This is a genomic window from Moorena sp. SIOASIH (genome assembly GCF_010671925.1).
Classification (GTDB): domain Bacteria; phylum Cyanobacteriota; class Cyanobacteriia; order Cyanobacteriales; family Coleofasciculaceae; genus Moorena.
This window is the reverse complement of sequence record NZ_JAAHIH010000001.1, coordinates 135,715-159,988: the sequence shown is the minus strand read 5'-3', so window position 1 is coordinate 159,988 and position 24,274 is coordinate 135,715. Positions and strand designations below refer to the sequence as shown.

The following is a 24,274-nucleotide window of genomic DNA, read 5'->3' as shown; positions in this document are numbered from 1 at the left end:
CAATGCCGATATGGATCGTTGAATGCTCTAATTTATATAGATTTCAGAATTTTGCCCCAGATTGCCCCCCTAAATCTATTCCTTAGGGAGTAGACAATCAGCATTTTTTATGATCATTCATTGTTAATTATATATAATCAATTATTTGACCTTAAGCACCCTGCTCTACCGGTGCTTGGTGAGCCTGCTATGGGATAGCAAAGGTGAGAGCCTTTTTTAGATATTGACAATAACCATTAAAATATGTTATAATATTAAGCTTATAAAAATTCACTTAAACCAAATAAATAAAATTAAGTCAATAAAATTGTCAACCAAAAACAACTAAACACCTAAAAGTCTCAAAACGTAACTACTCCCACCACTCAATTAGGCGGGAGCAGTCAAATTCATAAGTTACTTCCCCTCGAGCTTGGGGGGGGATAAAGGTTAAGGGACGTTTACCATTCGTTGACCTTAGTTACCTGGAGACTGAAACCCTCCCCGGTTTAACATTTGACGGGCATCCCGTCCAGGAGTATAGCTGTAACCATACCCACCATTGCGGTCTGTGTCATCCAGAATTTGAGGGGTCACCAGGATAATCACTTCACTACGCTCATTTTCCTTCTCGGTACTTCTGAACAGAGCACCAAGTAAGGGAATATCACCCAAAATTGGCACCTTCGTTACGGTTGTGCGGTCAGTGTCCTGAATAATGCCAGATAGAATTAACGTCTGACCATCCCGCAGACGAACTAGACCAGAGCTCAGTTGTCGGCGACTAAGGAAGGTGATTTCGTTTTGTGCATTATCACTGTTAAAGTTTTGAGTTCCCGAGGGAGATGTGATCGAGGGAGCTGTAGATAAGGTGATAAAACCATTGTCGTCAATTCTCTCAACATTGATCGATAGCACTAAACCAGCCTCTTCAATCACGGGGGTTATGGTTCTAGTGGCCACACCACCATCTAAGTCTATATCTGTCCTCACACTAGTCAGTACCTCCTGAACCAACCGGACAGTAGCTTCCTGTCCTTCTTGGATCACTAGAGTAGGGTCGGTCAGAATCTTGGCGTTTCTGCTCTCTATCTGAGCCTGCAAGGTTAATAAAAACTTATCAGGGAACTCGAATAGAGAAGGAAGGGCAAACGTAAACTCGTTTCCATCATCTTGACGATCGACACCTATCACACCTGGCTGGAATGGATTATTATTTCGACCAAAGCCGGGACGTGCGAAGCCTGATCGAGTACCAGATTCTTCACTGAAACCCTCAACTAGGTTATCAAAGGGAGCATTTTGTCTATCAAAGAATAGATCACCATCTCCGTCTGGAGCGCGAAAATCAAATGGTTCAATATTAGGAAACTGACCACTAATTACATCATCTCTACTGGGGGGATTAACCCTACCGAAATTAACAGCTGCGGCTCCGCCATCACTGACTACAAAGGTATCATTAATCCCAAAGGAGAAACTGGCATTATAGGCATCAGTTCCAGCTAGGTTAACATCAATAATCTTGACATTTACCGCCACTTGACGGCGACGAGCATCCAACTGTTTGAGTAAAGACGTCGCAATTTCAATTTGCCTGGGCTCACCCACCAGAGATATGGAATTAAGTCGGTCATCGGTAGATACTGCTAATCCCTTCAGCAACAGTGCCCCTTGGCTACCATCTTCCTGCTCACTGGTAATTGCTCGAATTTCTGGGGGTCGTTCGATTTGTCGCACCACTCGTTGGGTTTCAGGATCGATGATTTCTTCGGTCTCGATTACTACCTGTTGCACTTCTGCTCCCTGAGTGGCTAGGAAAGTAGCAGCCCCTTGGACACTGGCTTGATTGAGCCGTAGAGTACGACTAATGAGATTACGAGCGGCTTGAGGGAGTTTTGCCCCAACAAAAATTGTGCTTCCCCGACGGTTAGCCTGAAGACCAGACAGCTGGAGAATATAGTTGAAAGCATCTTGGACGGGTTCGTTTTCTAAATCAATAGAAATGGTGAACTGTGCTACACCTGAGTCTTCATCTGACTCAGCAAAGGCCAGATTGAGTCCAGCCGAACGAGCTAACAGAGACAATACTTCTCGAATCGGTGCTTCTCGTAATACTAAACGAGGCACTAGAGTTGCTGTTCCGAGATCTATAGTGCTAGCAGCAGCATTAATATTGGAAACAGCAATATCCCCCACTGGTGGTGCGACTGCTCTAGGTAAGAAGGGGGGCGCTGGCGCAATTGGTTGCACCGCATTAGCTGGAGCTGCCGGTATCCCATCAATAATAATTTCTGGCTCAGGTACCAGCACATCTGGCTCAGGAGCGACTATTTCTGGAGGTTCAGGAGTTTCTGAGGGGTTAGCCTCTGGCTCTGGTTCTGGTTCCGAAAGTTCCGCCGGTTTCTCCATCTGTTCCGTTTCAGGATTAGTTTCTGTATTAGGAACTTGAGCATTAGGAAATTGAGCCAGCTTCATCACCGATGAGTCTTGGATAGGTAATATCCCCTGATTCTCAGTAGTGGTGTCAATGCCTAAGGTAATTCCCTGAGCGTCCCTTTGGATCAGTGAACTGATTGGCAGTTTGTCAGTGCCTCGAATTGTCACCCTGACCCGGTTGTCATCCAGTTCCTTAACCGCAACGGCACTGATATTGGGTAGGGGGTTAGTTTCACGGAAGTTAGTCCCTTGGGGCAAACTCAGCTGGGTATTAACCAGATCAGCTACCAAGACATTGCCTTGGTTAACAGCAAAAATCTGTGGAGGCTCATTGCCCCCTTTTGTCTCAAGTTTAAGTTCCAGTTCACTCCCTTGCTGGTTGAACCGTATGGCACTAACTTGGCTTGCTGCTACTACAGGCTGTGTTGCCCATAAAGCCATTGCTGTAGCCGCGAACACTCCACCACATACTTGAATCTGTCTCACGCTTTATTCCTCAAATCTCCTGACTGAAATCACAGAAATAATCTCATATTAAGGGCTGTTGAAGGTTGACTATTGACTATTGACCGTTGAGACGTTAAAGAGAAAACACTAAACACTCAACAAACAACAACAACAACAATAACCAACACTAATAATCCTGTCAGATCCATAAAACAGCAGGTTATCTCAATTTCCAACAACTTGGCTACCGATCAATTCCCCCATCTTGCCATCTCCCCATCATTAAATTGGTAGCAAGAATATAGCAAGACTAAAGGAACTTAGGATTATTTCTTCTTACCTGATTTTTTATTACCATCCTTTTCCTCAGCTTTTTCTTCTTCCTCCTTATCTAAATCTCTAGCAGGCATGAGAGCTTCCAGGGTTAAGCTTGTTTTTAACTTAGGTTGAGGCCCAGGAACTAATCTACCTTGCTGTAGCACTAGTGTTTGCGGTTCACTGATTTGAGCTTCTAGGTCTTTGATCAACAACATCGCTTGTAGCCGCTCAAAGCTGCGCATAATTGACTGCACTTGTTGGAAGCTACCCTCAATTTCTACATTGACGGTTCTCCGTTTTAATTTTCCATCAACTAGGGTTCCTAAAGACCCATCATTCACTATATTGATTCCCTCGGAATCTGGCTCATATTTAAGCAAAGTTCCTCTAGTATCCTTTACAAAGGTATTGAGATCAAGCAATAAAGTATCTAGACTTTTTTCAGTGGAAAACAAACTCAAAACCCGGCGGTTTTGCTGCTTTGCTTGCTTGAGTTCCTCCTCTTTCTGTTTTATTTTTTTCTGGAGTACTTCGGGATTTTGGAGGTCATCTTGCTTGCCTGATAAATCATTTCGTAAAGTCTGATACTCCTGCCAAGCCGGTAACATCAGGTTCATGGCTAGATAGACAGCAGCGGCCAGACCAAGAATAGCAAAAGTAATCCCAGAAACTTGGGGAGTAAAGGTAATGCCGAAGGCAGTAGGATACTCAGGCTCTTCCTCCTGACCTTCAACACTCATAAACTCGTCATCAGTAGCATAGGTCATTGTTGAATCACTCCTTGGGATTGAAGGTTTCTAATCCGAGTCACTAATCCTACTGCTCCTTTACGGTCTAACTCTTTTAAGATCTCAGAAGCTGGGATATCACTCAGTTGAGTTTTAATAGTATATTCTACCACTTTGGGCAGGGTATATTTTACCTGAGTTACTAATTCTTTTTGACTCTCAGGAATTTCCAATTTTGTGGGATTATTGACTAACTGAGCTTTGATGAGTTGAGTGTCATTTTTGTCGAAAAAGGAAGAATTCTGTAGCGTCAACAAAAAGTAATTCACATCATCAAAGGTTCGAGCTGTACCAGAAATATCCAGCTCGATTTTAGGTCGTGAGTTAGCGCTAGACTCATCCTTAGAAGTATTTTTGTCAGTGACTTGCTGTTGCTCGATGTCTTTAATTTGGACTCCGGGGGGAGTGCGCTCACGAATGTCCTGTAACATTGCTGACCAAGGCTTAATTTGATTAAAGACACTGGCAAGAGCATTAGTTTCGTCGTTGACCAGCTTGAGTTCCTTGTTTAGCTGACTAATTCGTTGCTTTTGCGCTCCCAAGGCTGCCAGTTTCTTGTCAACATCAGCAATTTCTTCCTTCAACCGAGCGTTTTGATGTTGGAGAACTACCCAAAAGCCTCCCACCAATCCAGGTAGGATTAGACCCACTGCAGCTCCAATCAGTAGAGGGGTCATTTCCCCTAGGGCAATCCCTTGTCTAGCGGCTCCATCCTGAACAGACTTGATCTCCTCAGGATTTCGGTCTTTTAAAAAATTAATATCAAGACTATACATAGTGCTATACCTCTCGTAATCCTAATCCAAGCACAGTTCCTAAGCTCGGTCGTTGTACCATCGGAATATCTTTCTCCACTTCTAGGGAAAGAGCCGCCACGGGATCCACCTGAATCGTGGGCAAGCTTAACCGTTGGGTGAAAAATTCATCAAGTTGTCCGATACCACCCCCAGGACCAGCTAGTAAGAGTTGAGCTACTTCTAGATTTTCCATCTGATTGAGGTAAAAATCGATAGAGCGCCTTAGTTCATCGGCAATTTCTCCCAAGACTTGGATCAGAGCCACCATCCCTGGATTTACCCCGGTCGAGCCGGTGCGCATGCCATCAACTGGGGTACTGGGAATAGTCATCCCCTGGAGGAGTTCGGTATTTCTAGAGGCTGGTAAATTCATCGCCCGTGATAAAGCACTCTGAAGTTGGTAGGTACCAATGGGAACAGTACGGGAAAACTGCGGTACACCATCTACAATTATGGCAATTTCAGTACTATCAAATTCAATATCTACCAGAACCGCTGCCTCTTGAGAAGGAAATTGACGCAGTTGTTCTCGGATGGTACGAATCAGGGCAAAGCTATTAATTTCGAGTACATCTACTTGTAACCCTACCTGCTCAAAGGTATCGAGATAGCTATCGGTGATTTCCTTACGAGTAGCCACCAGCAGGACTTGTACCTTTTCGATTCCATCTTCATCCACAAAGAAGCCAAGCTTCTGATAATCCAAATCCACTTCTTCCCGGGGATAGGGCAAATATAAGCCAGCTTCATGGTTGAGTACCATATCCCGGAGCTCGTTATCATCTAGCTCAGCAGGAATCGGAATAATCCGGATTACTGCTTCCCGCATTGGTAAAGCAGTAGCAACCCGCTCCACTTTGACTTGACTCTCCTGTAGGGCTTCTCGAATCAGTTCCGCTAAACCAGGGGAATCAACAATTTGTCCTCCTTCCCAGATCCCTTCTGGAACCTCATGAGCATATAGGGTGGTAGCTTTGAGGCTCTGACCTTGCCGCTGCAATTGAGCAATATGAATTCGTTCTGGGGCTAATTCTATACCAACACCTTGCTTGCGCCGGGAAAATAAATTTTTAAAACGGTTAACCATATCTAGCAAAGGGAGTAGGGAGTAGGGAGTAGGGAGTAGGGAGTAGGGAGTAGGGAGTAGGGAGTAGGAAACTTGGGCTCAAAAATTTTCACAATTGATTTAGGTACCCTATCTGAGTTAGGTAGATGGGGAATTCAGATAAATTTTTGTATAACCCAGGGTCATGGGAATCAACATTAGGGTGCTATTTATGGTACCCAATCTAGCTCTCAATCATGACAATTTTTTGATTAATCGTGAAATTGATTATTGTAGCCATTAGCCATTAGCCATTACCCATTACCACCAACAAAAGCTTGTGTTCGCAAAAAGTGACCAACTAGGTACAGAGAGCCACAAAGGACAGTAATCCTCTCGTCAGGTTCGGCTTTGTTAAAGGTAGCACGGAGTCCTGTCACTAACTCTGGATAAGTAGCACAATCGGCTAAGGTTGGACAAATTTGTTGCGCGAGAGTAGCCAAGTAGTCTAGCTCAGCTGAACTATGGTCAGGTACTGGCACTAGAGATAATCGATCCCCTGGTCTGAGCAAGGTATTAAAAATACCAGCATGGTCTTTAGTCGAGAGTATACCCATTACCCAGTTGACCGATTTACCTAGGGTATCAACATATTGTCTCAAAACCTGAGCAGAGGCTTGATTATGGGCTCCATCAATCAGTAAATGGTGATTCTCCCAGCTAGTCCACTGCAAACGTCCCAGCCAAGTGGTTTTCGCCATCCCCAATGCGATCGCATCTTCTGGAATCTCCCAACCTTGCTGTTGCAGAACTTGTACCGTTGCGATCGCAATCGCGGAATTAACCAACTGAACTTCCCCCAACAACGGCAAACTATAGCTGACTCCCCCATACTCCACCCATCTGAGATGCTTTCCGGTGCTTGGGGTCTTACCCTCTGGCAAATCCACTGCCGAGTCTACCCACACCACTGGACACCCCAACTGATTCACCCTTGATTCAACCACTGCCCTAGCCTCAGGCGGGAGCGTACCAATTACCGCAGGACAGCCAGGCTTTAGGATTCCAGCCTTTTCCTTGGCAATATCAGCTAAGGTCGGTCCGAGGCGCTGCCAATGTTCCCAACTCAGGGATGTGATAATACTAACCAAAACGCGATCGCATACATTGGTTGCATCCAGCCGTCCTCCCAATCCCACTTCTATTACAGCCACATCCACCTGCTGCTGAGCAAAATACAACCAAGCAGCAGCAGTAATCACTTCAAATAAGGTTGGTGGATCGGAACAGTTTGTTGGAATTGCTGCGATAACTTGCTCCAAAATTGTGCCTAGGGTATGGGTGGAGATCGGTTCTTGGTTAAGGCAAATCCGTTCTGTCCAATCCACCAAGTGAGGAGAAGTATAACGTCCGACTCGGTAGCCAGCTTGGGTGAGTATAGAAGACAGGTAGGCACAAACTGAGCCTTTACCATTAGTTCCAGCCACGTGAATGATTGGAAAATCCTGGTGGGGATTACCTAAGCGCGATAGAAGTTGCTGTATGCGTTCTAAGCCAAGCTGAACACCAAAGTATTTAAAGGATTGGAGAAGGTCGTCAATATCCATGGGATGATTTTTTTGATGAACCGCAAAGACCTGAATCATACCAAGGTCAGGAGAGTGTTAGTTATGAATATGAATACAGTTAATGATAAGGCCATTGTTAAGGATTATTTCAATGCCACTGGGTTTGACCGCTGGCGGCGGATTTATGGTGATGGCGAGGTTAACCGGGTACAGCAAGATATCCGGATTGGTCATCAGCAGACTGTGGATAAAGTAATTACTTGGTTGGAGGCTGATGGGAATTTGTCAGGTTTGTCGATTTGTGATGCTGGCTGTGGTGTTGGGAGTCTGAGTATTCCTCTGGCTAAAGCTAGCGCTATAGTTTTTGCTAGTGATATTTCTCACAAAATGGTAGAAGAAGCCCAGGTAAGGGCTAAGGAGAGTTTAGGAAATACTGACAATCTCTCGTTTATGGTCAAGGATTTGGAAGGGTTAGGTGGTAGCTACCACACCGTAATTTGTCTAGATGTGTTGATTCATTATCCCCAGGATAAAGCGGCTGAAATGATAACTCACTTAGCCTCTTTGGCCGAGTCTCGTTTAATTATTAGCTTTGCACCAAAAACGTTGCTTCTAACTGCACTTAAAAAGATTGGTGAGTTTTTTCCAGGACCAAGTAAAACCACTCGTGCCTATCAGCATCGAGAAGCAGATATTGTTACTATTTTAGAAAATAATGGGTTTTCAATTCAGCGACAAGAAATGACTAGCACTAGCTTTTACTATTCTCGCTTATTGGAGGCTATTCGTAAGTAAAAAAAATAAGCAGTCAGCGGTCAGCGGTCAGCGGTCAGCGGTCAGCCGTCAGCCGTCAGCCGTCAGCAGATGTAACAGAGATTAAATGAATGCTTACCGCTTTGATTCAAAAGCACCGATTGGGCTACGCGCACGCTGCGCGAATAGTAGCCTGGCACAGGCTTCGACCCTGGGAGGTAACCCATAAGCTGATAGTTGATAGCTGATAACTGATAACTGAAAGCACCTCAAGTAGCGTGCGCGTAGCGCTAATCGCTGACCGCGTAAGCATTCAGCCGTCAGCCGTCAGCCGTGAGCTAAAGGCTCACGCTGCTTGAGGTGCTTTTTGGCAGAGGCTTCGACCCTGGGACTTCACTCAGCATTATTCCAATGCTTACTTGTTTTATTCAAAAGCTGATAGCTATCAGCTATCAGCTGAATACTTACCTGAAAGCTGAAAGCTGAAAGCTGAAAGCTGAAAGCTGAAAGCTGAAAGCTGAAAGCTGAAAGCTGAAAGCTGAAAGCTGAAAGCTGAAAGCTGAAAGCTGAAAGCTGATAAACGTTTGTTAAAAATTTGCTATAATGAAACGGTTTAAAAAAATATCTGCTGGTTTGCTGCTTACCTTGGGTATTATATTATTGATGGTACCTGTGGTAGTTTCAACTCGAAAGGAAGCAACATCACAGGATAAAGTTGATGCAGTGGGAAGCTTGATAGTAGGTATCCCAGCTACCTTCTGGGGAGTATGGTTAGCATTGGGAATGTATCAACAAGAGCAAAAAGAAGTCCTCGAACACCTTCAGTCTACATTTTATCGCTTGCTCCAAGACGAAAATGGTAGAATTTCAGTATTGAAATTAGCAATGGCAGCCAAACTTCCTATACCTGTAGCTCAAGAGTATCTGGATCAAAAAGCTAGAGAGTATGATGCTACGTTTGAGGTTAGTGAAGAAGGTAAAATATTTTATAATTTTAGACTTTAGGACTAATAAAATTAATGACTCGGATTTTTTTAGCGATCGCATCGATCCTAGGAGGATTATCAGTAGTAGCTGGAGCCTTTGCTAGCCACGCTTTGAAAGAAAAACTTACCGAACGAGGATTGGAAATTTTTCAGACTGGTGCCCGCTATCAGATGTACCATGCCCTAGCGCTAATGTTGGTAGCCTTGTTGTTGAGCCGCGCAGAAGTAGCACAAACCTCCCTTACCGTAGCTGGCTCAGCTTTTATCGCTGGAATTGCCATTTTTTCAGGCAGTTTGTACGCCCTGAGTTTAAGCGGGATCAAGTGGCTAGGAGCGATCGCACCATTAGGTGGTGCGGCCTTGATCCTAGGATGGGGTTGTTTAGCGATCGCAGCTTTCTCTTTCGAGTAATAACTAAATATTTTAGGGAACAGGGAACAGGGAACAGGGAACAGGGAACAGGGAACAGGGAACAGGGAACAGGGAACAGGGAACAGGGAACAGGGAACAGGGAACGGGAAATAACCAATTTAAATGCAAATCAGCTTAAATATTTTCTTGACTTTCAAGCTTCAACCTCTAACCTTCAACCTTGGCCAATAGGCCACGCGTTCGCTGAAAGCGGGACTTCGTCCATCGCGTTCAACCTTCAACCTTCAACCTTCAACCTTCAACCTTGGCCAATAGGCCACGCGTTCGCTGAAAGCGGGACTTCGTCCATCGCGTTCAACCTTCAACCTTAAACCTTAAACCTCCAACCTCCAACCTTCAACCTCCAACCTTCAACCTTAAACCTTCAACCTCCAACCTTCAACCTTGAATCTCCCGATTAGCCGCATAAACACCTTGAACGTTATACCAGTTAAGGAAAATTCGGGCAATTTCTAAAGCTAGCTGGGATTTACCTCGGTCAATTAGCCATTGTAAAAAGGGAGCCATGGTGCGTTCGTTGAGTCGTCCACCTAAAGACAGAATTCCCCAGAGTAGTCGGTGTAGCCAGGTCATCTGAATCATCATCCTTACTTCCCAGGTAGGGTGCTTCCGGTAGAACAACACACCCATACGCCCCCGTTGAATTTCCCGGTCAATCATCCGGGGAATTTGGTCGAGGCTAAAGGGAGGATGCCAATGATAACCTACAGCTTGGGGACATTTAATCAGTTTTAAGCCCAGCTGTTTGAGTCGGACACCTAGTTCCAAGTCTTCCCAGCCGTAGAGTTGGAAGCGGGTATCAAAGAGTCCAGCTTCTAAGAGCCATTTTCGTGCGATCGCAACATTTCCCGTAGCAAAATAGGCAGCAGAGAAATCAGTAATTTTATAGGGTTCGCTGGTAGGGTCCTCGAAATTACAGGTATTGATCACCCAACCGTAGGTGAATAAGCGATCGCATCCCAGACGCTGTTGTGCCTGTACCAAAGCATCAGCATGAGACTGGAGGAAATGCTCAGTAACTACTAAATCACTATCAATAAAGATAATTATTTCACCCTTAGCCTGCTTCACCCCTAAATTCCGAGCTGCAGCCGGTCCAGCATGGTTTTGAGCAAATGAGCGTACATGGGGAAACTGATCCCCGTGTGCTGCCAACCAATCTAAAGTGCCATCCGTTGAGCCATCATCTACTAAAACAACTTCATAATCCCAGATCTGGCTATCTTGTCTAAGTTGCTGATGTTCTAACGCGATTAGGCACTTTTTTAGAATCGGTAAGCGATTGTAAGTGGGAATGACAATGCTTAAAAACAAGGGAACCTTATGAATTTGATATTATTGTGAACTTAAACAGCGATCGCGTGGAAAACTTTATGCAAATTGACTGGCAAACTGCCAAAACTTACGAAGACATTCTATACCATAAAACCGACGGTATTGCCAAAATTACCATCAATCGTCCCCACAAACGCAACGCCTTTCGTCCCAAAACCGTCTTTGAACTTTATGATGCTTTCTGTGATGCCCGCGAAGATCACAGTATTGGTGTTGTCCTATTAACTGGTGCTGGTCCCCACACTGATGGCAAATATGCCTTTTGTGCTGGTGGTGACCAAAGTGTACGAGGCAAGGCTGGATATATTGGAGAAGATGGCGTTCCTCGCTTAAACGTATTAGATTTGCAACGCCTGATTCGTTCCATACCCAAAGTAGTGATTGCCCTAGTTGCTGGATATGCTATTGGTGGTGGTCATGTCCTACATGTGATTTGTGACTTAACTATTGCTGCTGATAATGCTATCTTTGGTCAAACTGGCCCGAAAGTCGGTAGTTTTGATGGTGGGTTTGGCGCTAGCTATCTTGCCCGAATTGTTGGTCAAAAAAAAGCCCGAGAAATTTGGTTTCTCTGTCGTCAATACACCGCATCTCAAGCCCTAGAGATGGGTTTAGTTAACTGTGTAGTTCCAGTGGAGCAGTTAGAAGCAGAAGGGCTACAGTGGGCAAAGGAAATTCTCGCAAAGAGTCCTATTGCCATTCGTTGCTTGAAAGCTGCCTTTAACGCCGATTGCGATGGTCAAGCTGGTGTACAAGAACTAGCTGGTAATGCTACCTTACTCTATTACATGACAGAAGAAGGAGCTGAAGGTAAACAAGCTTTCCTAGAAAAGCGTCCACCAGATTTTCGTCAATATCCTTGGTTGCCGTAGATTATAGCAATTCTTAATTTGTGAGGTACAAATTTCTGGGGAGTCGGGAGCGGTGCGACCCGTGGCGAATTTAATTACGGGTCAAGCGCACCGAGGGAATCGGGAGCGGTGCGACCCGTGGCGAATTTAATTACGGGTCAAGCGCACCGAGGGAGTCGGGAGATAGGGAAATGGGGAGATGGGGACAATTATACCTGTATTGATGCAAAGCACAAGTGGGGAGGGGCTGCATCAAGACAGAGTCAAATTTTCTCACTGTTCCCTGTTCCCCTCCCCCCTTACTAAGGGGGGTTAGGGGGGATTCCTGTTCCCTACCTTGATAGGTTAATTTTAAACTTAGTGCAAGATATGATTATCAACAAAAAACGCACCTTATTGTGAATCAAAGTGCGAGGAAAGCTATTTTAATAGCAGATATCAAGTGCCAAGTTTTATGAAATTATTTGGCGTTTCAAACTGACACCTGTGAGCAGGTAATTACTAGAACTAGAAGATTTGGTTTAAACTGGTTTTTGTGAAATTTGTTTATTTGAATTATTGATTGTATTAAGGTGGAAGTTACTAGTAAGATACTGCTAATCTTGCTAATAAGCTGATCTTGCTGATCAAACGAATAATTTACATCAACAATTTACACCAGCATGATGTCTGTTGACGAATTCTTAGAGGTGATGGTCTCACCTTCTTCAACGGTCGTGTCTTTCCCAGGGGAGTTTTCAGAGCACTTTGCCGATAGCTCCTCTGTAAGCATCAGTTGATCATCTTGCCAAATCTCTTCTAGTGTCTCCCAAGAAGAAGAAGAAGAAAAGGTAGGCAGAGCAAAAGCACAAGCTTTCCAGGTAGCTCTGACAGGCACCCCAAGTTGTTGACACATACCCCCTCGTCGTCCTTCTGACTGATAATACCGACAAAATCGACAACTAGATATAGGTAAATTCAATGTTTTCATGATAACTCTTTTTTTTTGAGAAAAAATTTATATCCTCTTCACATTTAATTCTGCTACCTCTTACCTCAGCTTCTTATAGATAGCAAGCTGTTGACCAGCCTAGGTTATAGCCATATCGTTAGCCACTAAAGCTTTAATATTTTCTTAATTATTTTGTTACATATAGATACATTTTGTTTTACAAAAAGTAACAAAAACCGATGGCTTCTGAAAGAATTGACTGGTTTTATACCAAAACCCCATAGGGATCAAGCAAAAAAAAACACCAAAAGTGTCTTTAGATACCGAATTTATTCGGATTAACTTATGCAAAAGTATCAGTTCAGTGTTCTAAAAATCAAGGGAACAGCGGATCCCGGAACAGGGAATTGGGAATAGGCAAGAGCCAAAAGCCAAGAGCCAAGAGGGAACAGGAATGCCCCCTACTCCCGACTCCCGACTCCCGACTCCCGACTCCCGACTCCCGACTCCCGACTCCCGACTCCCGACTCCCGACTCCCGACTCCCGATCTCCGACTCCCGACTCCCGACTCCCGACTCCCGACTCCCGACTCCCGACTCCCGACTCCCTACTCCCTACTAAAACCTTGGTCTAAATTTGCCATTGCTTAGTAGCACAAAGACCACAGACATCCCAACGCTGGAGTTCTCCTGGTGGAGTCGGACACTGACACTGAGGACAAAGTGGTAAATTTTGCGATCGCATCTGCATGATCTTTGCCCAACGTTTAAACGCTGCTTGGGGTACCTGAGTTTTGTCAGTAGTTTTGTCAGTAGTTTTGTCAGTGGCTTCACTACTTTCTCTGTTTTCTGTGTGATCCAACTGCTCAGAAACCAGTGATGAAGACATTGGCAAAATGGTGCTAGGATGTCTATGGCTTGGGGTCAACTCAGATTGTGAATAGCCATTGCCCAAAACTTGTGTTTTCTGCCACTGAGCTGGAGAAAAGTGGATGTCAACTAGGGGCTCAGACCAACGAGCATTAAGCCGTTTCAACAACATCCGGCGCTGAAATTTTAGTTCTTGTGCCCAAACAGAGCTAGACGTAGCCACATATAAGATATCCCTGGAGATAGCATAGGGTCTGGTATGATTAGCTATGTTCACTCCTACTATTTCAGACCAACACTTAATTAGGTATGACAAGCGTTGTATACCTTGCCACTCCGGCTGATTTGTAATCCTATCTAAGATCTGATTGAGAGATTTAAGCATATCGCCTTACTATAATTAATTAATTTCTTCAGGACTTAGGTCACAGCGTCGAAGCCTGTGCCACGCTAGAAGCCTGTGCCACACTGGGCAAAAAACTAGCTTAGAGTTAGTCGGGTGACCCTCAAGATAGAATGGCTGCGTAAGTCCTGTTGCTTGTTCTGTAGCACAAACGACCGATAGAGTCTGCCATGAGCCAAAACTCCTCAGTTAATTCTTCTCCTAGCTCGACCGGTAACTACAACCTCAACTCAGTTTTACAAGCTGCTCTGAGTAGCCTTGATGTACAACTAGAGGAAGAATTAGCGCGCTACCGACGTCGCAGAGTAGGACGCCCAGTAATGACTAACCGTGGTCTTGGTCGTAACCGGGTCCGTAAACCCCTAGAGTTAATTTCTGTCGGTGAGGTACAACAGAAACCCTCACCATCACCGACAAACCAGACCATCCCTCGACTAAACCAGCCATCAACCATTGCACTGCCAAACCTAACTGCCAAGGCGACAACTTCTCAGAAACAACCACAAGAGCCATTGGTTGAGACTGAATCCCTAAATTTCCTGTCATCACAGTCCCCGAAACCTACTCAGCCACCAGTTGTATCCCAGCATAATAATGGGGAAAGTGCTAGCCTAGCGATTCAGAAAGAGGCTACCTCCCAACTTAACCCTCCTGAAAAATTGCCTGAAGACTCAGGTAGTTTGATCAAGTTAGGGGCTAACCAAACCCAGCCAGAAGATTATCTGGAATCATCAGAAAAACTACTACAGAGTCTGGCAGAAGACGAAGAAGAATTTGACAACCAAAAGCAGGTTTCTTACCAACTGCTGACTCCGTTGAATGTCGGTTTCATGGTACTTTTGTTGTTGTTAAGCGCTACCCTACCCTATATCTTCTCCAATCCCTCGGTGTTAAGTAATCTGGATCTGTCGCGGTTGATGAGCTTGATCATCCCCAAGCACTCCAAAACCCCTCAGGAAATTACACCACATCAACCACAACAGACTGAGTCGGTTCCCCATTCTCCCCTACAGGGTGGTCCTAATTTAGCCTCTGAGGAATTTGTAGACTTGAACTTACATACCCTTTCTCAAGTCGAAGCTACTCCAAGACCGCAGCAAACACCTTTTTATACAAAAGATGTCCCTTTACCTAAGGTGGTTGAATCAGCTCCTAAGGTGGTAACTAGACCGATTCCTCCGAAAGGGTCTTCCTTATCTTCTGTACTTTTGCCTTCTGTTCAACCACTGCAAAAGGTTCCCCTGTCACCATTACCAACAACTTCAGGCTCTTTAGTACCCCCAGAAAGACGGGTACAGTCAGGATTACTTCAACCAGCTATCTCTGAAACACTCCAGAATCAAGCCGCATCTCTAAAAACAGTGGCAGAGGATTCTTTACCTGCTCGCGATCCTTTCTACTATGTGTTGATCAACTACGATGGTGAACGTTCCCTACAGCAAGCTAGGACAATTGTTCCTGATGCCTATGTGCGCAAATTATCTCAAGGTACCCGCATTCAGATGGGAGCATTCAAATTGGAAAGTGAAGCACAAGGTTTGGTAGAAAAACTCCAGCAACAGGGATTTTCTGCTTCCATTTATCGTCCTTAACTTAATTGTTAAGTGTCACGTTCAATCTTAATAATATCAGTAAAGATTCCCTAAGCCCTAATCATAATGAAACAGCTGCCATGGGATTATTAGATCGTATGTTTAGAATAATTCGCGCTAGCCTTAATAGTCTGATTAGCCAAGGTGAAGATCCTGAGAAAATCCTGGAACAGGCTGTAGATGATATGCAGCAGGATTTGATTCAAATGCGGCAGGCTGTAGCTCAAGCGATCGCTACCCAAAAACGCACGGAGCGACAAGCCTCTCAGGCTCAAGCCGCTGCTGAGCAATGGTACCGTCGCGCTCAGTTAGCCTTGTCAGCAGGAGACGACCAGTTGGCACGGGATGCCCTAACACGGCGGAAATCTCATCAGGTGACCGTCACAGCCATGAAAGCTCAGCTTTCCAAGCAAGCTGATATTGTCTCCAAGCTCAAGGAAGATCTGCGTACCCTAGAACAGAAAATTTCAGAGGCGAAAACCAAAAAGAACTTATATATTGCTCGGGCTCAATCAGCTAAGGCATCCATGAAAATTAATGAGATGCTCGGTAATGTAGGTACCAGTAGTGCCTTAAGTGCTTTTGAGCAGATGGAAGATAAGGTAATGGAGCTTGAAGCCCGGTCTGAGGCAATGGCTGAGTTAGGTGGCAATCAACTGGATCAGAAATTTGCTGCTCTCGAAGCTAACGATGATGTGGAAGCTGAGTTAGCTGCCATGAAAGCTAATCTGATTCAAGGAACTGAAACTCCTCAATTACCCTCAACTCAGGCAGAATAACCGAAAAATCCGGAAAAATTGGATAAATAGCTGGAAAAAGTAATTAGTGTCCCTATGGTCAGCTCAATGGCAGGTTGAAAAAGTTGTATGAAAACACCTTAGAGCCTTGACCCAAGGGGTTACTATACACGCCAACCTACACGGAAATCGCCCCTTGTCTATCTTCTTCCTCAATGCTCGGAAAGGGAATAGGTAGAATAAGACAAAGACGTTTTCTGCCAGATGGAACTATTATACTATATCATAAGCACCTCTGGAAACCAGTTTTTAACCCCTCCAACAGCAATCCCGATAAATCCCCCATGGTTCAGCCGCCAGAGAGTTCTACCCTTAGCTTGTTGTCTAGCACTTTTTCCCAAGAAGTTTTTAAACTGGATGAAAGGCTCCCTGTCTTAATGGGTAGGGTATGGGTCAAGCCCGCAAATTTTTCAGTTCCCCAATCAGACTTGAGATGGGACAGCAACAATTGCTTGTCCTTCAAGACAACTTAACTAGGCTTAGGCACCAGCAAGCCTGTTTTCTACCTACAATGTACATTCCTAGAGGATAAACAGCGTTATGGGATTATTTGATCGCCTTAGCAGAGTGGTCAGAGCTAATCTGAACGATATGGTTAGCAAGGCTGAGGATCCAGAAAAGATTCTCGATCAAGCTATTGTTGATATGCAAGAGGATCTGGTTCAATTGCGTCAAGCAGTTGCCAGGTCAATTGCTGAACAAAAACGCACAGAGCAGCAATACAACAAAAACCAAACAGAAGCTAACAACTGGCAGAAAAGAGCTCAGCTGGCTCTCACCAAAGGGGATGAAAACCTGGCTCGTGAGGCTCTGGTGCGTAAGAAGAGCAATTCTGATACTGCTGGTGTTTTGAAAACTCAGTTGGATCAGCAAACTGAGCAGGTCAGTACTCTTAAGCGTAATCTGGTTGCTCTCGAAGGCAAAATTTCTGAAGCCAAGACCAAAAAGAATATGCTCAAAGCACGAGCTCAGGCGGCTAAGGCTAATGAAAAGTTACAACAAACCATGGGGTCTATCAATACTAGTGGCTCCCTAGCTGCCTTTGAGCGTATGGAACAGAAAGTCTTGGAAATGGAGGCTCGTTCTCAAGCTGCCCATGAGCTGGGTGGTACTGGCTTGGAAGAGCAATTTAGACTCTTGGAAGGCAATGATGTTGATGATGAGTTAGCCACGATGAAAGCTCAGTTGGCTGGTGGTTCTGTATCTCAAGAAGCTTTACCAGCTTCAGAGGAGAAAAAATCTACTTCCTCAGATTCACCCGTTGACAAAGAGTTGGAAGACCTTCGCAAACAAATTGATAATCTGTAGTCCGATCAAATCCGGTTAATCACTTTGGTTTCACGGAAATTGTTAATTGTTAATGGTTAAAGGTTAATTAGTAATTGTTAATTGGTTATTAGCTAATTGGTTACTAGCTAATTGGTTACTAGCCAATTTTCAATTTTTAAGTTTTAGCTGTCCGGCAAAAGAAGCCCCACAACGAACATGCGTAGCATAGGTGTGGGATGAATTTTGCACAGGGTATGCACGGATCCCGGAAGCGAGCTATCAAACTCCTTATTAACTCTGACTGAGTCATTCCGCGTCGTTCTGCCTCTTGTGCTAACTGTCTTTTCTCAAAGTTGGTAATCCTGATTGTTAATTTTTTATCTTTCATTATGACTTACCATGTGACTGTACGTATAGTATGATTGTAATAGGTCGATAAACAAGAGGGCAACACGGTGAGAATTGCTTACCAATACCGATTGAAGCCAACAAAAGAACAAAAAAGACAGATAGACAACTGGTTGTCTATGCTGTGCGCTCAGTACAATTACCTTTTGGCTGATTCGGCAAAGCCGACGCTACGCGAACGGTTCAATTGGTACGAGCAGAATCGCTGTTCTATTAACGCCTGTCCTCTTGTTTGTCATATTTCCGAATTGAGAGAAAACCCGGATTATTACAGCCAGAAGAAATATTTACCTAGTCTCAAAAAGACTCACCCTTGGTATAAAGATATTCATTCCCAAGTGCTTCAGGATGTGGTCAAAAGGGTAAAGCTAGCCTTTGATAGATTTATCAAAGGAGACATCAACGGAAAACGAAGCGGCAAACCTAGGTTCAAAAAACGTCACCGCTACCGTACTTTTACCTATCCACAGATCAAGGACGAATGCCTAGAGGGTAATCTGATCAACCTCCCAAAAATAGGTATGGTCAAGGTTGTCCTGCATCGCCCTATTCCTGACGGATTCAAAATTAAAACTGCATCTATTAGCAAGAAATGTGATGGCTACTACTTGGTTCTGTCTCTAGAAGACAAAACAGTGCCTGTTCGCGCAGCGTCGGCTTGGCCGTAGGCCACGCCAAAGGCGAACGCCGAAAGTTAAGCCTGATATCAACCCTAATTCAATAGTTGGGATTGACGTTGGCCTTAAGGAGTTTTTAACCACTTCGGAAGGAGAAACCATTGATATTCCCCAGTATTATCGAAAAGCCCAAAAAAGATTAAAAGTTATTCAAAAACGGGTATCTCGACGGAAAAAAGGAAGTAACAATAGACTGAAAGCTATCAAACAACTTGGAAAGCAACACAAGAATGTCGCCGATAAGCGAAAATATTTTCACTTTAAAACAGCCAATTATTTGCTGTCAAAATATGATGTAGTTGCTCACGAAAAGTTAAACGTAAAAGGGATGGCTAAATCCCGATTGGCTAAATCTGTGTTGGATGCTGGGTGGTCAAGCTTTCTGGCGATCCTAACAAACAAAGCCTTAAATGCTGGTTTGTTGACGGTACCGGTAAGTGCCTTGAATACTTCACAGAATTGCTCCAATTGCGGCAAAAAAGTCCCTAAAAAGCTGCATGTTCGGTGGCATGATTGTCCCTATTGCGGATGCAGTTTGGATTCGCCGAAGGCGACGCTACGCGAACGCGACCACAATGCTGCGATCAATATACGAAATAGAGCGGCAGGGCAGTCCGTTCTTAAAGCCCAGCGCCTCTTAAGGGATGCCCGGATTGGCTGGGAAGCCTACGCTGAACCCAACGGGTCAGCGTAGGAGCTGTCACTTGACTAATTAATCACTTTGTGTTAAAGAAAATGGTTAATGGTCAATAGGTAAGCATTCAGCTATCAGCTATCAGCTATCAACTATCAGCATATGCTTAGATGGGCTTTTACCCAGACTTTCAATTCTAATTAATCTCTCAATCTTAAATTCTCCCGTTCGCGCAGCGTGGCCATAGGCCTGCATAGGTTGATTTGAAGCTGACCGCTGACCGCTGACGGCTGAATGCTTACGTCCATAGGCAATTTCCAATTGACCAATGAATGACCAATGATTTAAGTTAGTTGCCCCGTTAAACCGGCAACTTGTGGTATAATGAGGGGTCGCAGCCTAGAGTATTTCTAAGTAACAGCAACTTCCAAGCAATGGGTGAGAAAGCAATCGGTGAAAAACACTCAGGAAACAGTAATTTAGCGGCACTGAGCAACTTACCTCGTTTAAGAGCTACTAAGCCCCAATGTAATCTCAGATAAGCTCCCAGCTCCCACAGTAATGGCACTTTACCTTGGTATTTATCACTGATTTGTGCATAGATTTTTTCCTTAATGGAAATATGGGTCTTCAGACGTTTCTCGAACGAAAACTTGTGATTATAAGCACCAGACCAAACCGTCCGGTAAGCTAAACACTTATTGATAAATATAGCATCCCCAAACTGAGCGATTTTAATCCAGGAATCGATATCATCAAAGTTGGTATCTAAGCTAGAATCCCAACCACCAGAACTGAGAAACTCATCACGGGAGAAAGCGACTTGTACTGGGGTCCCAAACGGTACCATTTCCAGAAGCATTCCATAATGAATGTCTTCTTGGGCAATATATAACCTTTGCCGTGAACCCACTCGCCGTGTTACACTTAGTTCTACTCCTAAGGTATCTACTTGAGCCGATTGGCAAGAGCAAATCACTGCTTTCGGATGTAATGCGATCGCATCAGCCATTTCTTCAATACAGTTCCTGGCTAAGTAGTCATCATCATCCAACAGCTTGATCCAATCACCACTTGCCAACTCTACCCCTTGATTTACCGCTTTCGAGTGACCCCTATTGTAGGAATTTCGGTGATAAACCAAGCTCTGTTCACCAGCACGTATCAAGGCTTCACTGCGCTCTTTGACATAACCTTCGGTACCATCAGACGAACCGTTGTCAACGATAACAATTTCACAGGGGAACGTCTGAGCAAGCGCGCTTTCAATCGCACGCTTGAGTAGATCTAGGCGATTATAAGTCGTGATGACAACGCTGAATTTCATCTGGCACCCTCCAGGAAAATTCTGTTATTAGCTTAGCTTTAACCATCAAAGCTCCAACCCTATAATTCCCCTGCAAGCTCAATAACTTATAAGTTTAGCTCAATTATCTCCGTTGGTTAAAAGTTTTTAGTTAAAGTTTAAACTGTCACAAACCCCTCAACCTGTAACCTTGGCCAAAAGGCCACGCGCTTCGCAGCAAAGCGGGACTTCGTCCATCGCGTTCAACCTTGGCCAAAAGGCCACGCTACGCGAACAACCTCTAACCTGCAACCTGTAACCTGCAACCTTCAACCTTGGCCAAAAGGCCACGCTACGCGAACAACCAACTAACCTTCAACCTTCAACCTTCAACCTTGGCCAAAAGGCCACGCTACGCGAACAACCAACTAACCTTCAACCTCCAACCCAACTCCCAACAACTCACAACTCCAGCTACCGTGTAAACCGTAAGGGATATGATGCTTCAAGTGGAGTGTTGCTACCGGTCCACTAGTTAAATCACGACCATTTAATATTACTAGATCAGACCGGTGATGACTAGCATCATATACTAAGGTCAATACCCAACCATCATCTTCTAGTTCAGCATTGGGTCGTGGCACAAACATTGGTTCATTTACAAAACCCTTTGGTGCAGCACTCCAGAATTGTTGTGTCTTTGTTGCCGTATCTATTTTTAGAATCCCTTGTAATGGTGCATTGTCGGTGGGATGATCAGCAGCTCCGATAAATAAGTAGCGATAGGGATTTCCTACACAATTAGGGTGAATGCTAGGAAACTCGCAACAGCGCTCTTCTAACAACTTACTCGCTACGGTTTTCTCCGTTAAGTTTAAACTAAAGCGCCAGAGTTGCCCTGGTGCGATCGCATTAAAATCAACTTTCCGGAAATCACTACCTACGTCTACTGCTGATAATGACTCGTAGCAAATGGAATCAACATAAATCTTGCCATCTTGCTCAAAAGCATTAGCGTGATGGAAGATAAAGCCCGATTGGGTTTCTAGGATTTTGACTTCCTCTGTATTCTGTTTACGAGGAATCACTACAATCCTGGTCGGTTGTTCAGGCTGATATGCCAAACACTCACCAGCTCCTCGATATCCCAATAGGAATGGAAGGGGATTATAGCTAACAGGATTTTGGAAGAAAATACAGTAATTTGGGGTAATCGCAAAATCGTGGATAAAGGCAAAACCAGCAACAATATAAGCTTGGCGTCGTAATAGTTTACCGGTTGGGTCCAATTCGTAAATAGTAATTTTGGTAGACAGACCTGGCTGAATCCCGAAATTTACCAGACAGGGTTGACCACCATCTTGTTTACTACTAGGGTCAATCCAAGGATGAGCAGCAAAGAATTCACCCCCTGCTAATACTCCATCCAAGTTATCTTCACCCAAAGTTTCAAGGGTATGGGGGTCCAAACCGTAAGGTTTAGCTGCTTCCCATAAGGCTAAGAGCTTGCCACCCCAGTAGATTACATTGGTATTCGCAATATTTTTGAATTGGATATCAAATAGATTCGCTAACCAACCCCCAGGCTTCTGAGTGCCAAACACTCCTCGGTAAAGGGGTTTCCCCGCTTTCTGTTCCGCTAAGAAGCCCTCTGTGCGCACAAACCGATTGCGAAAATGAGCTCGACCGTGATTAAATGCGATCGCACAAATCATCCCATCCCCATCAAACGGATGATGCACCGGGTAACCATTAATATCCAGCAAACCAGGACCATTCCTTAACCAAGTCCCCTGCAACTCCCCAGGAATTTCCCCTTCTACCTGATCAATCCAATAATCGTATTCCCCCGGTTGGGACTCATAACCTCTTGCCCAATCTTCCTGGCTATAGGACATCCCAGGATTAGAATCCCCATTGGCTTCTTTTTTTAACACATTTTTCATCGCTTGTCAAGTCTTGATCCAGATTATTTTATAAATAGTTTTTAAGTTTATTTACATTTTATTACTTTCTAGGAAATGTTGCGTAGGGTGCGTTAGGGGCGGGCTAGCCCTGATTTTCCGCCTCTTTCTGCTTGAAACAGCCCGACCCGTAACGCACCATCAGGTCAAACAGCTTTTAGGAGATGCACCCCTGTGTATAGCAAAGGGAATAGGGAATAGGGAATAGGGAATAGGGAATAGGGAACAAAAGTAAGCCGTGAGATTTTAGCTCACGGCTTACTGCTGAATGCTTACAGCTTAACTTACTTAACTTAATTGTCAACTTATAATTGTCAACTTACTTGTTCACTTAATTTTCAACACTTTAGCCATTGGGAAAGATCCCGACCAATCAAATCTTGAAGCTGGAGGATATCTTCGCGATAGAATTCAATCAATTGCTTCCGCACTGCTGGTGATAACTTAGGTTTCCCACGATTTAAATATCTAATCTTGTTAACTAGTTTATCCCTTAGGCTACTAGGAAGCAATGGACTCAGAATTGATTTAACTGGGTGCGGTTGGCTCAAAAATGATTCCAACGCTTTGTTCTTGGGAAGGCGAGGAGCTTGCCTAACTTTTTCAGATATATCTGGGGTAAAGGTATCGTCTATCTCCAAAAAACCAAACATATCTTTCAGCATACCTAGAGGATTATTATTCAAATCTTCGTATAGATAAACCTTAATCTGGCTTTTTTCAAACACATCATAATAACGCTTCATTTGGACATAGTAAAGTCCCTGGTGTTTATAGTGCCAGAAGGACCACCAGTTATTTTGAATGCGCTCCTCTTCTTGGGCAAGAGCCTCAGCAAAATCCAATGGTTCGCGCTCTTGCTTGAGTAAATGTAAATAGTTGGAATAGGCTCTTTCTGCTGGATCTCGAAGAATGGCGATCAGTTTGGCTTTAGGAATGTAGTACTTTATGCGTTCAACAGATTTCGCAATGTAGAGATAACTTGTAGATGCTTCACCAATAGCTACTTGATTAGTTACCTTTTTAAAGAGGGCACGATAGGCGTCAATATCAGTGACCATGAAATCAGCTTCTTTTTCATCTCCTAACCCACGAAAATCTAAATTTTCCCCTTCAAAAGCAAAAAACCTAGGTTCCTTGGCAGGACTCATGTAGATTTGCGGATGCTGCTTTAGATATCGATAAATTGAAGTAGTTCCAGCCTTAGCTGCACCTAGGATTAAAAAGTTGGGCATTGTCATGAGTCTATCTATTTATAGCAAGTCTTATACCCATGAGGTACAAATCTCTGGGTTTGAGGGAACAGGGAGCAGGGAGCAGGGAGCAGGGAGCAGGGAGCAGGGAGCACAGAGCAGGGAGCACAGAGCAGGGAAGAGGGAGCAGGGAGTAGAGAAGAGGGAAGAAGGATAAAATCCAGTGTACTTGATAGTGATGCAAACTGCCGTAGCAGACTGTCTATAGCAAAGGGAATCGGGAATCGGGAATCGGGAACAAAAATTATTACTATTGATTTCGGCTCCCTATATCCCTTGGTTATCTCTATTATCTAGTAGAACCCTTACCCATCTCTGTAACCCTAGCTAACATTATTTCACAAAACTTTACATCAATGGCTAGAAAGTATAGGTATAATAAATTCTGTTATTATTATTTATTCCGTGCAGTAATAATTAGTATTGCTACTAGCAATAGCAGCTTCAAGCGAC

General features: G+C 44.2%; 24 protein-coding genes and 1 pseudogene. 11 read left to right on the top strand and 14 right to left on the bottom strand.

Annotated features, from left to right (window positions below; all coding sequences use genetic code 11):
- Positions 1 to 456 precede the first annotated feature (456 nt).
- From F6J90_RS00735 to F6J90_RS00715, 5 genes are all read right to left on the bottom strand, one after another.
- Complete coding sequence (locus F6J90_RS00735; protein WP_293090627.1) at positions 457 to 2,904, bottom strand: AMIN domain-containing protein; 2,448 nt, start codon at positions 2,902 to 2,904, stop codon at positions 457 to 459.
- Between the two features lie 287 nt (positions 2,905 to 3,191).
- Positions 3,192 to 3,950 (bottom strand): GspMb/PilO family protein, encoded by a 759-nt coding sequence (locus F6J90_RS00730; protein ID WP_293090626.1) that lies wholly within the window; start codon positions 3,948 to 3,950, stop codon positions 3,192 to 3,194.
- Entirely contained in the window at positions 3,947 to 4,747 is an 801-nt protein-coding gene (locus tag F6J90_RS00725) for a PilN domain-containing protein (RefSeq protein ID WP_293090625.1), read from the bottom strand. The genes F6J90_RS00730 and F6J90_RS00725 overlap by 4 nt, the downstream gene beginning before the upstream one ends.
- Positions 4,748 to 4,751: 4 nt before the next feature.
- Positions 4,752 to 5,855, bottom strand: coding sequence for a type IV pilus assembly protein PilM (gene pilM / locus F6J90_RS00720; protein ID WP_293090624.1), 1,104 nt, complete (start codon positions 5,853 to 5,855; stop codon positions 4,752 to 4,754).
- Between the two features lie 272 nt (positions 5,856 to 6,127).
- Positions 6,128 to 7,420 carry a folylpolyglutamate synthase/dihydrofolate synthase family protein gene (locus tag F6J90_RS00715; RefSeq protein ID WP_293090623.1) on the bottom strand — a complete coding sequence of 431 codons (1,293 nt, stop codon included), beginning with the start codon at positions 7,418 to 7,420 and terminating at the stop codon, positions 6,128 to 6,130.
- 69 nt (positions 7,421 to 7,489) lie between these two features.
- On the opposite strand from F6J90_RS00715, the gene bchM reads away from it, so the two are divergent.
- The 3 genes from bchM (at position 7,490) to F6J90_RS00700 (ending at position 9,531) form a co-directional block, all read left to right on the top strand.
- Positions 7,490 to 8,176 carry a magnesium protoporphyrin IX methyltransferase gene (gene bchM / locus F6J90_RS00710; RefSeq protein ID WP_293091827.1) on the top strand — a complete coding sequence of 229 codons (687 nt, stop codon included), beginning with the start codon at positions 7,490 to 7,492 and terminating at the stop codon, positions 8,174 to 8,176.
- Positions 8,177 to 8,737: 561 nt separating this feature from the next.
- A complete protein-coding gene (locus F6J90_RS00705; RefSeq protein WP_293090622.1) occupies positions 8,738 to 9,139 on the top strand; it encodes a hypothetical protein in 402 nt (133 codons plus the stop codon).
- 14 nt (positions 9,140 to 9,153) lie between these two features.
- A complete protein-coding gene (locus F6J90_RS00700) occupies positions 9,154 to 9,531 on the top strand; it encodes a DUF423 domain-containing protein (protein ID WP_293090621.1) in 378 nt (125 codons plus the stop codon).
- Positions 9,532 to 9,930: 399 nt separating this feature from the next.
- Here the strand turns inward: F6J90_RS00700 and F6J90_RS00695 are convergent, their stop codons facing one another.
- Positions 9,931 to 10,866 carry a glycosyltransferase gene (locus F6J90_RS00695; protein ID WP_293090620.1) on the bottom strand — a complete coding sequence of 312 codons (936 nt, stop codon included), beginning with the start codon at positions 10,864 to 10,866 and terminating at the stop codon, positions 9,931 to 9,933.
- Positions 10,867 to 10,925: 59 nt separating this feature from the next.
- Between F6J90_RS00695 and menB the strand changes: the two genes are divergently transcribed.
- Together menB and F6J90_RS00685 are read left to right on the top strand one after the other, a co-directional pair.
- Positions 10,926 to 11,759 (top strand): 1,4-dihydroxy-2-naphthoyl-CoA synthase, encoded by an 834-nt coding sequence (gene menB / locus F6J90_RS00690; RefSeq protein WP_293090619.1) that lies wholly within the window; start codon positions 10,926 to 10,928, stop codon positions 11,757 to 11,759.
- A gap of 117 nt (positions 11,760 to 11,876) precedes the next feature.
- Positions 11,877 to 12,044, top strand: a complete 168-nt coding sequence (locus tag F6J90_RS00685; RefSeq protein ID WP_293090618.1) for a hypothetical protein — start codon at positions 11,877 to 11,879, stop codon at positions 12,042 to 12,044.
- 346 nt (positions 12,045 to 12,390) lie between these two features.
- Here the strand turns inward: F6J90_RS00685 and F6J90_RS00680 are convergent, their stop codons facing one another.
- Positions 12,391 to 12,708: a hypothetical protein gene (locus tag F6J90_RS00680; RefSeq protein WP_293090617.1), complete on the bottom strand. Its 318-nt coding sequence runs from the start codon at positions 12,706 to 12,708 to the stop codon at positions 12,391 to 12,393.
- Positions 12,709 to 13,076: 368 nt separating this feature from the next.
- Between F6J90_RS00680 and F6J90_RS00675 the strand changes: the two genes are divergently transcribed.
- Positions 13,077 to 13,304, top strand: coding sequence for a hypothetical protein (locus F6J90_RS00675; protein WP_293090616.1), 228 nt, complete (start codon positions 13,077 to 13,079; stop codon positions 13,302 to 13,304).
- Here the strand turns inward: F6J90_RS00675 and F6J90_RS00670 are convergent.
- On the bottom strand, positions 13,301 to 13,924 hold the full coding sequence (locus tag F6J90_RS00670) for a DciA family protein (protein ID WP_293090615.1): 624 nt from the start codon (positions 13,922 to 13,924) through the stop codon (positions 13,301 to 13,303). The genes F6J90_RS00675 and F6J90_RS00670 overlap by 4 nt on opposite strands.
- Before the next feature lie 188 nt (positions 13,925 to 14,112).
- Here F6J90_RS00670 and F6J90_RS00665 point away from each other — a divergent pair, with 188 nt between their 5' ends.
- The 3 genes from F6J90_RS00665 (at position 14,113) to F6J90_RS00655 (ending at position 17,639) form a co-directional block, all read left to right on the top strand.
- Positions 14,113 to 15,534 (top strand): SPOR domain-containing protein, encoded by a 1,422-nt coding sequence (locus F6J90_RS00665; RefSeq protein ID WP_293090614.1) that lies wholly within the window; start codon positions 14,113 to 14,115, stop codon positions 15,532 to 15,534.
- Positions 15,535 to 15,614: 80 nt separating this feature from the next.
- Positions 15,615 to 16,313, top strand: a complete 699-nt coding sequence (locus F6J90_RS00660) for a PspA/IM30 family protein (RefSeq protein WP_293090613.1) — start codon at positions 15,615 to 15,617, stop codon at positions 16,311 to 16,313.
- Between the two features lie 558 nt (positions 16,314 to 16,871).
- Positions 16,872 to 17,639, top strand: coding sequence for a PspA/IM30 family protein (locus tag F6J90_RS00655; protein ID WP_293090612.1), 768 nt, complete (start codon positions 16,872 to 16,874; stop codon positions 17,637 to 17,639).
- 136 nt (positions 17,640 to 17,775) lie between these two features.
- Here F6J90_RS00655 and F6J90_RS00650 read toward each other — a convergent pair whose 3' ends face one another.
- On the bottom strand, positions 17,776 to 17,988 hold the full coding sequence (locus F6J90_RS00650; protein WP_293090611.1) for a CopG family transcriptional regulator: 213 nt from the start codon (positions 17,986 to 17,988) through the stop codon (positions 17,776 to 17,778).
- 67 nt (positions 17,989 to 18,055) lie between these two features.
- On the opposite strand from F6J90_RS00650, the pseudogene F6J90_RS00645 reads away from it, so the two are divergent.
- Positions 18,056 to 19,379: pseudogene (locus F6J90_RS00645) on the top strand (transposase).
- Positions 19,380 to 19,680: 301 nt separating this feature from the next.
- On the opposite strand, the gene F6J90_RS00640 reads toward F6J90_RS00645, so the two are convergent.
- The gene (locus F6J90_RS00640) at positions 19,681 to 20,646 is read right to left on the bottom strand and encodes a glycosyltransferase family 2 protein (RefSeq protein WP_293090610.1); all 966 of its coding nucleotides are present in this window, start codon (positions 20,644 to 20,646) and stop codon (positions 19,681 to 19,683) included.
- Positions 20,647 to 20,939: 293 nt separating this feature from the next.
- On the opposite strand from F6J90_RS00640, the gene F6J90_RS00635 reads away from it, so the two are divergent.
- Positions 20,940 to 21,089: a hypothetical protein gene (locus tag F6J90_RS00635; RefSeq protein ID WP_293090609.1), complete on the top strand. Its 150-nt coding sequence runs from the start codon at positions 20,940 to 20,942 to the stop codon at positions 21,087 to 21,089.
- On the opposite strand, the gene F6J90_RS00630 is transcribed toward F6J90_RS00635, so the two are convergent.
- The 4 genes from F6J90_RS00630 to F6J90_RS00615 form a co-directional block, all read right to left on the bottom strand.
- Positions 21,033 to 22,550, bottom strand: coding sequence for a carotenoid oxygenase family protein (locus F6J90_RS00630; RefSeq protein ID WP_293090608.1), 1,518 nt, complete (start codon positions 22,548 to 22,550; stop codon positions 21,033 to 21,035). The genes F6J90_RS00635 and F6J90_RS00630 overlap by 57 nt on opposite strands.
- 175 nt (positions 22,551 to 22,725) lie before the next feature.
- Positions 22,726 to 22,872, bottom strand: a complete 147-nt coding sequence (locus F6J90_RS00625) for a hypothetical protein (protein WP_293090607.1) — start codon at positions 22,870 to 22,872, stop codon at positions 22,726 to 22,728.
- A gap of 34 nt (positions 22,873 to 22,906) precedes the next feature.
- Positions 22,907 to 23,803, bottom strand: a complete 897-nt coding sequence (locus F6J90_RS00620; RefSeq protein WP_293090606.1) for a sulfotransferase — start codon at positions 23,801 to 23,803, stop codon at positions 22,907 to 22,909.
- Positions 23,804 to 23,813: 10 nt separating this feature from the next.
- Positions 23,814 to 24,005 (bottom strand): hypothetical protein, encoded by a 192-nt coding sequence (locus F6J90_RS00615; protein ID WP_293090605.1) that lies wholly within the window; start codon positions 24,003 to 24,005, stop codon positions 23,814 to 23,816.
- Positions 24,006 to 24,274 lie beyond the last annotated feature (269 nt).

Coding starts and splice junctions, on each gene's coding strand:
- F6J90_RS00700 (WP_293090621.1), top strand. CDS start 9,154: ATGACTCGGATTTTTTTAGCGATCGCATCGATCCTAGGAGGATTATCA.
- F6J90_RS00665 (WP_293090614.1), top strand. CDS start 14,113: ATGAGCCAAAACTCCTCAGTTAATTCTTCTCCTAGCTCGACCGGTAAC.
- F6J90_RS00640 (WP_293090610.1), bottom strand. CDS start 20,646: ATGAAATTCAGCGTTGTCATCACGACTTATAATCGCCTAGATCTACTC.
- F6J90_RS00705 (WP_293090622.1), top strand. CDS start 8,738: ATGAAACGGTTTAAAAAAATATCTGCTGGTTTGCTGCTTACCTTGGGT.
- F6J90_RS00655 (WP_293090612.1), top strand. CDS start 16,872: ATGGGATTATTTGATCGCCTTAGCAGAGTGGTCAGAGCTAATCTGAAC.
- F6J90_RS00725 (WP_293090625.1), bottom strand. CDS start 4,747: ATGTATAGTCTTGATATTAATTTTTTAAAAGACCGAAATCCTGAGGAG.
- F6J90_RS00670 (WP_293090615.1), bottom strand. CDS start 13,924: ATGCTTAAATCTCTCAATCAGATCTTAGATAGGATTACAAATCAGCCG.
- F6J90_RS00715 (WP_293090623.1), bottom strand. CDS start 7,420: ATGGATATTGACGACCTTCTCCAATCCTTTAAATACTTTGGTGTTCAG.
- F6J90_RS00620 (WP_293090606.1), bottom strand. CDS start 23,803: ATGCCCAACTTTTTAATCCTAGGTGCAGCTAAGGCTGGAACTACTTCA.
- F6J90_RS00650 (WP_293090611.1), bottom strand. CDS start 17,988: ATGAAAGATAAAAAATTAACAATCAGGATTACCAACTTTGAGAAAAGA.
- F6J90_RS00660 (WP_293090613.1), top strand. CDS start 15,615: ATGGGATTATTAGATCGTATGTTTAGAATAATTCGCGCTAGCCTTAAT.
- F6J90_RS00680 (WP_293090617.1), bottom strand. CDS start 12,708: ATGAAAACATTGAATTTACCTATATCTAGTTGTCGATTTTGTCGGTAT.
- menB (WP_293090619.1), top strand. CDS start 10,926: ATGCAAATTGACTGGCAAACTGCCAAAACTTACGAAGACATTCTATAC.
- F6J90_RS00730 (WP_293090626.1), bottom strand. CDS start 3,950: ATGACCTATGCTACTGATGACGAGTTTATGAGTGTTGAAGGTCAGGAG.
- pilM (WP_293090624.1), bottom strand. CDS start 5,855: ATGGTTAACCGTTTTAAAAATTTATTTTCCCGGCGCAAGCAAGGTGTT.
- F6J90_RS00630 (WP_293090608.1), bottom strand. CDS start 22,550: ATGAAAAATGTGTTAAAAAAAGAAGCCAATGGGGATTCTAATCCTGGG.
- bchM (WP_293091827.1), top strand. CDS start 7,490: ATGAATACAGTTAATGATAAGGCCATTGTTAAGGATTATTTCAATGCC.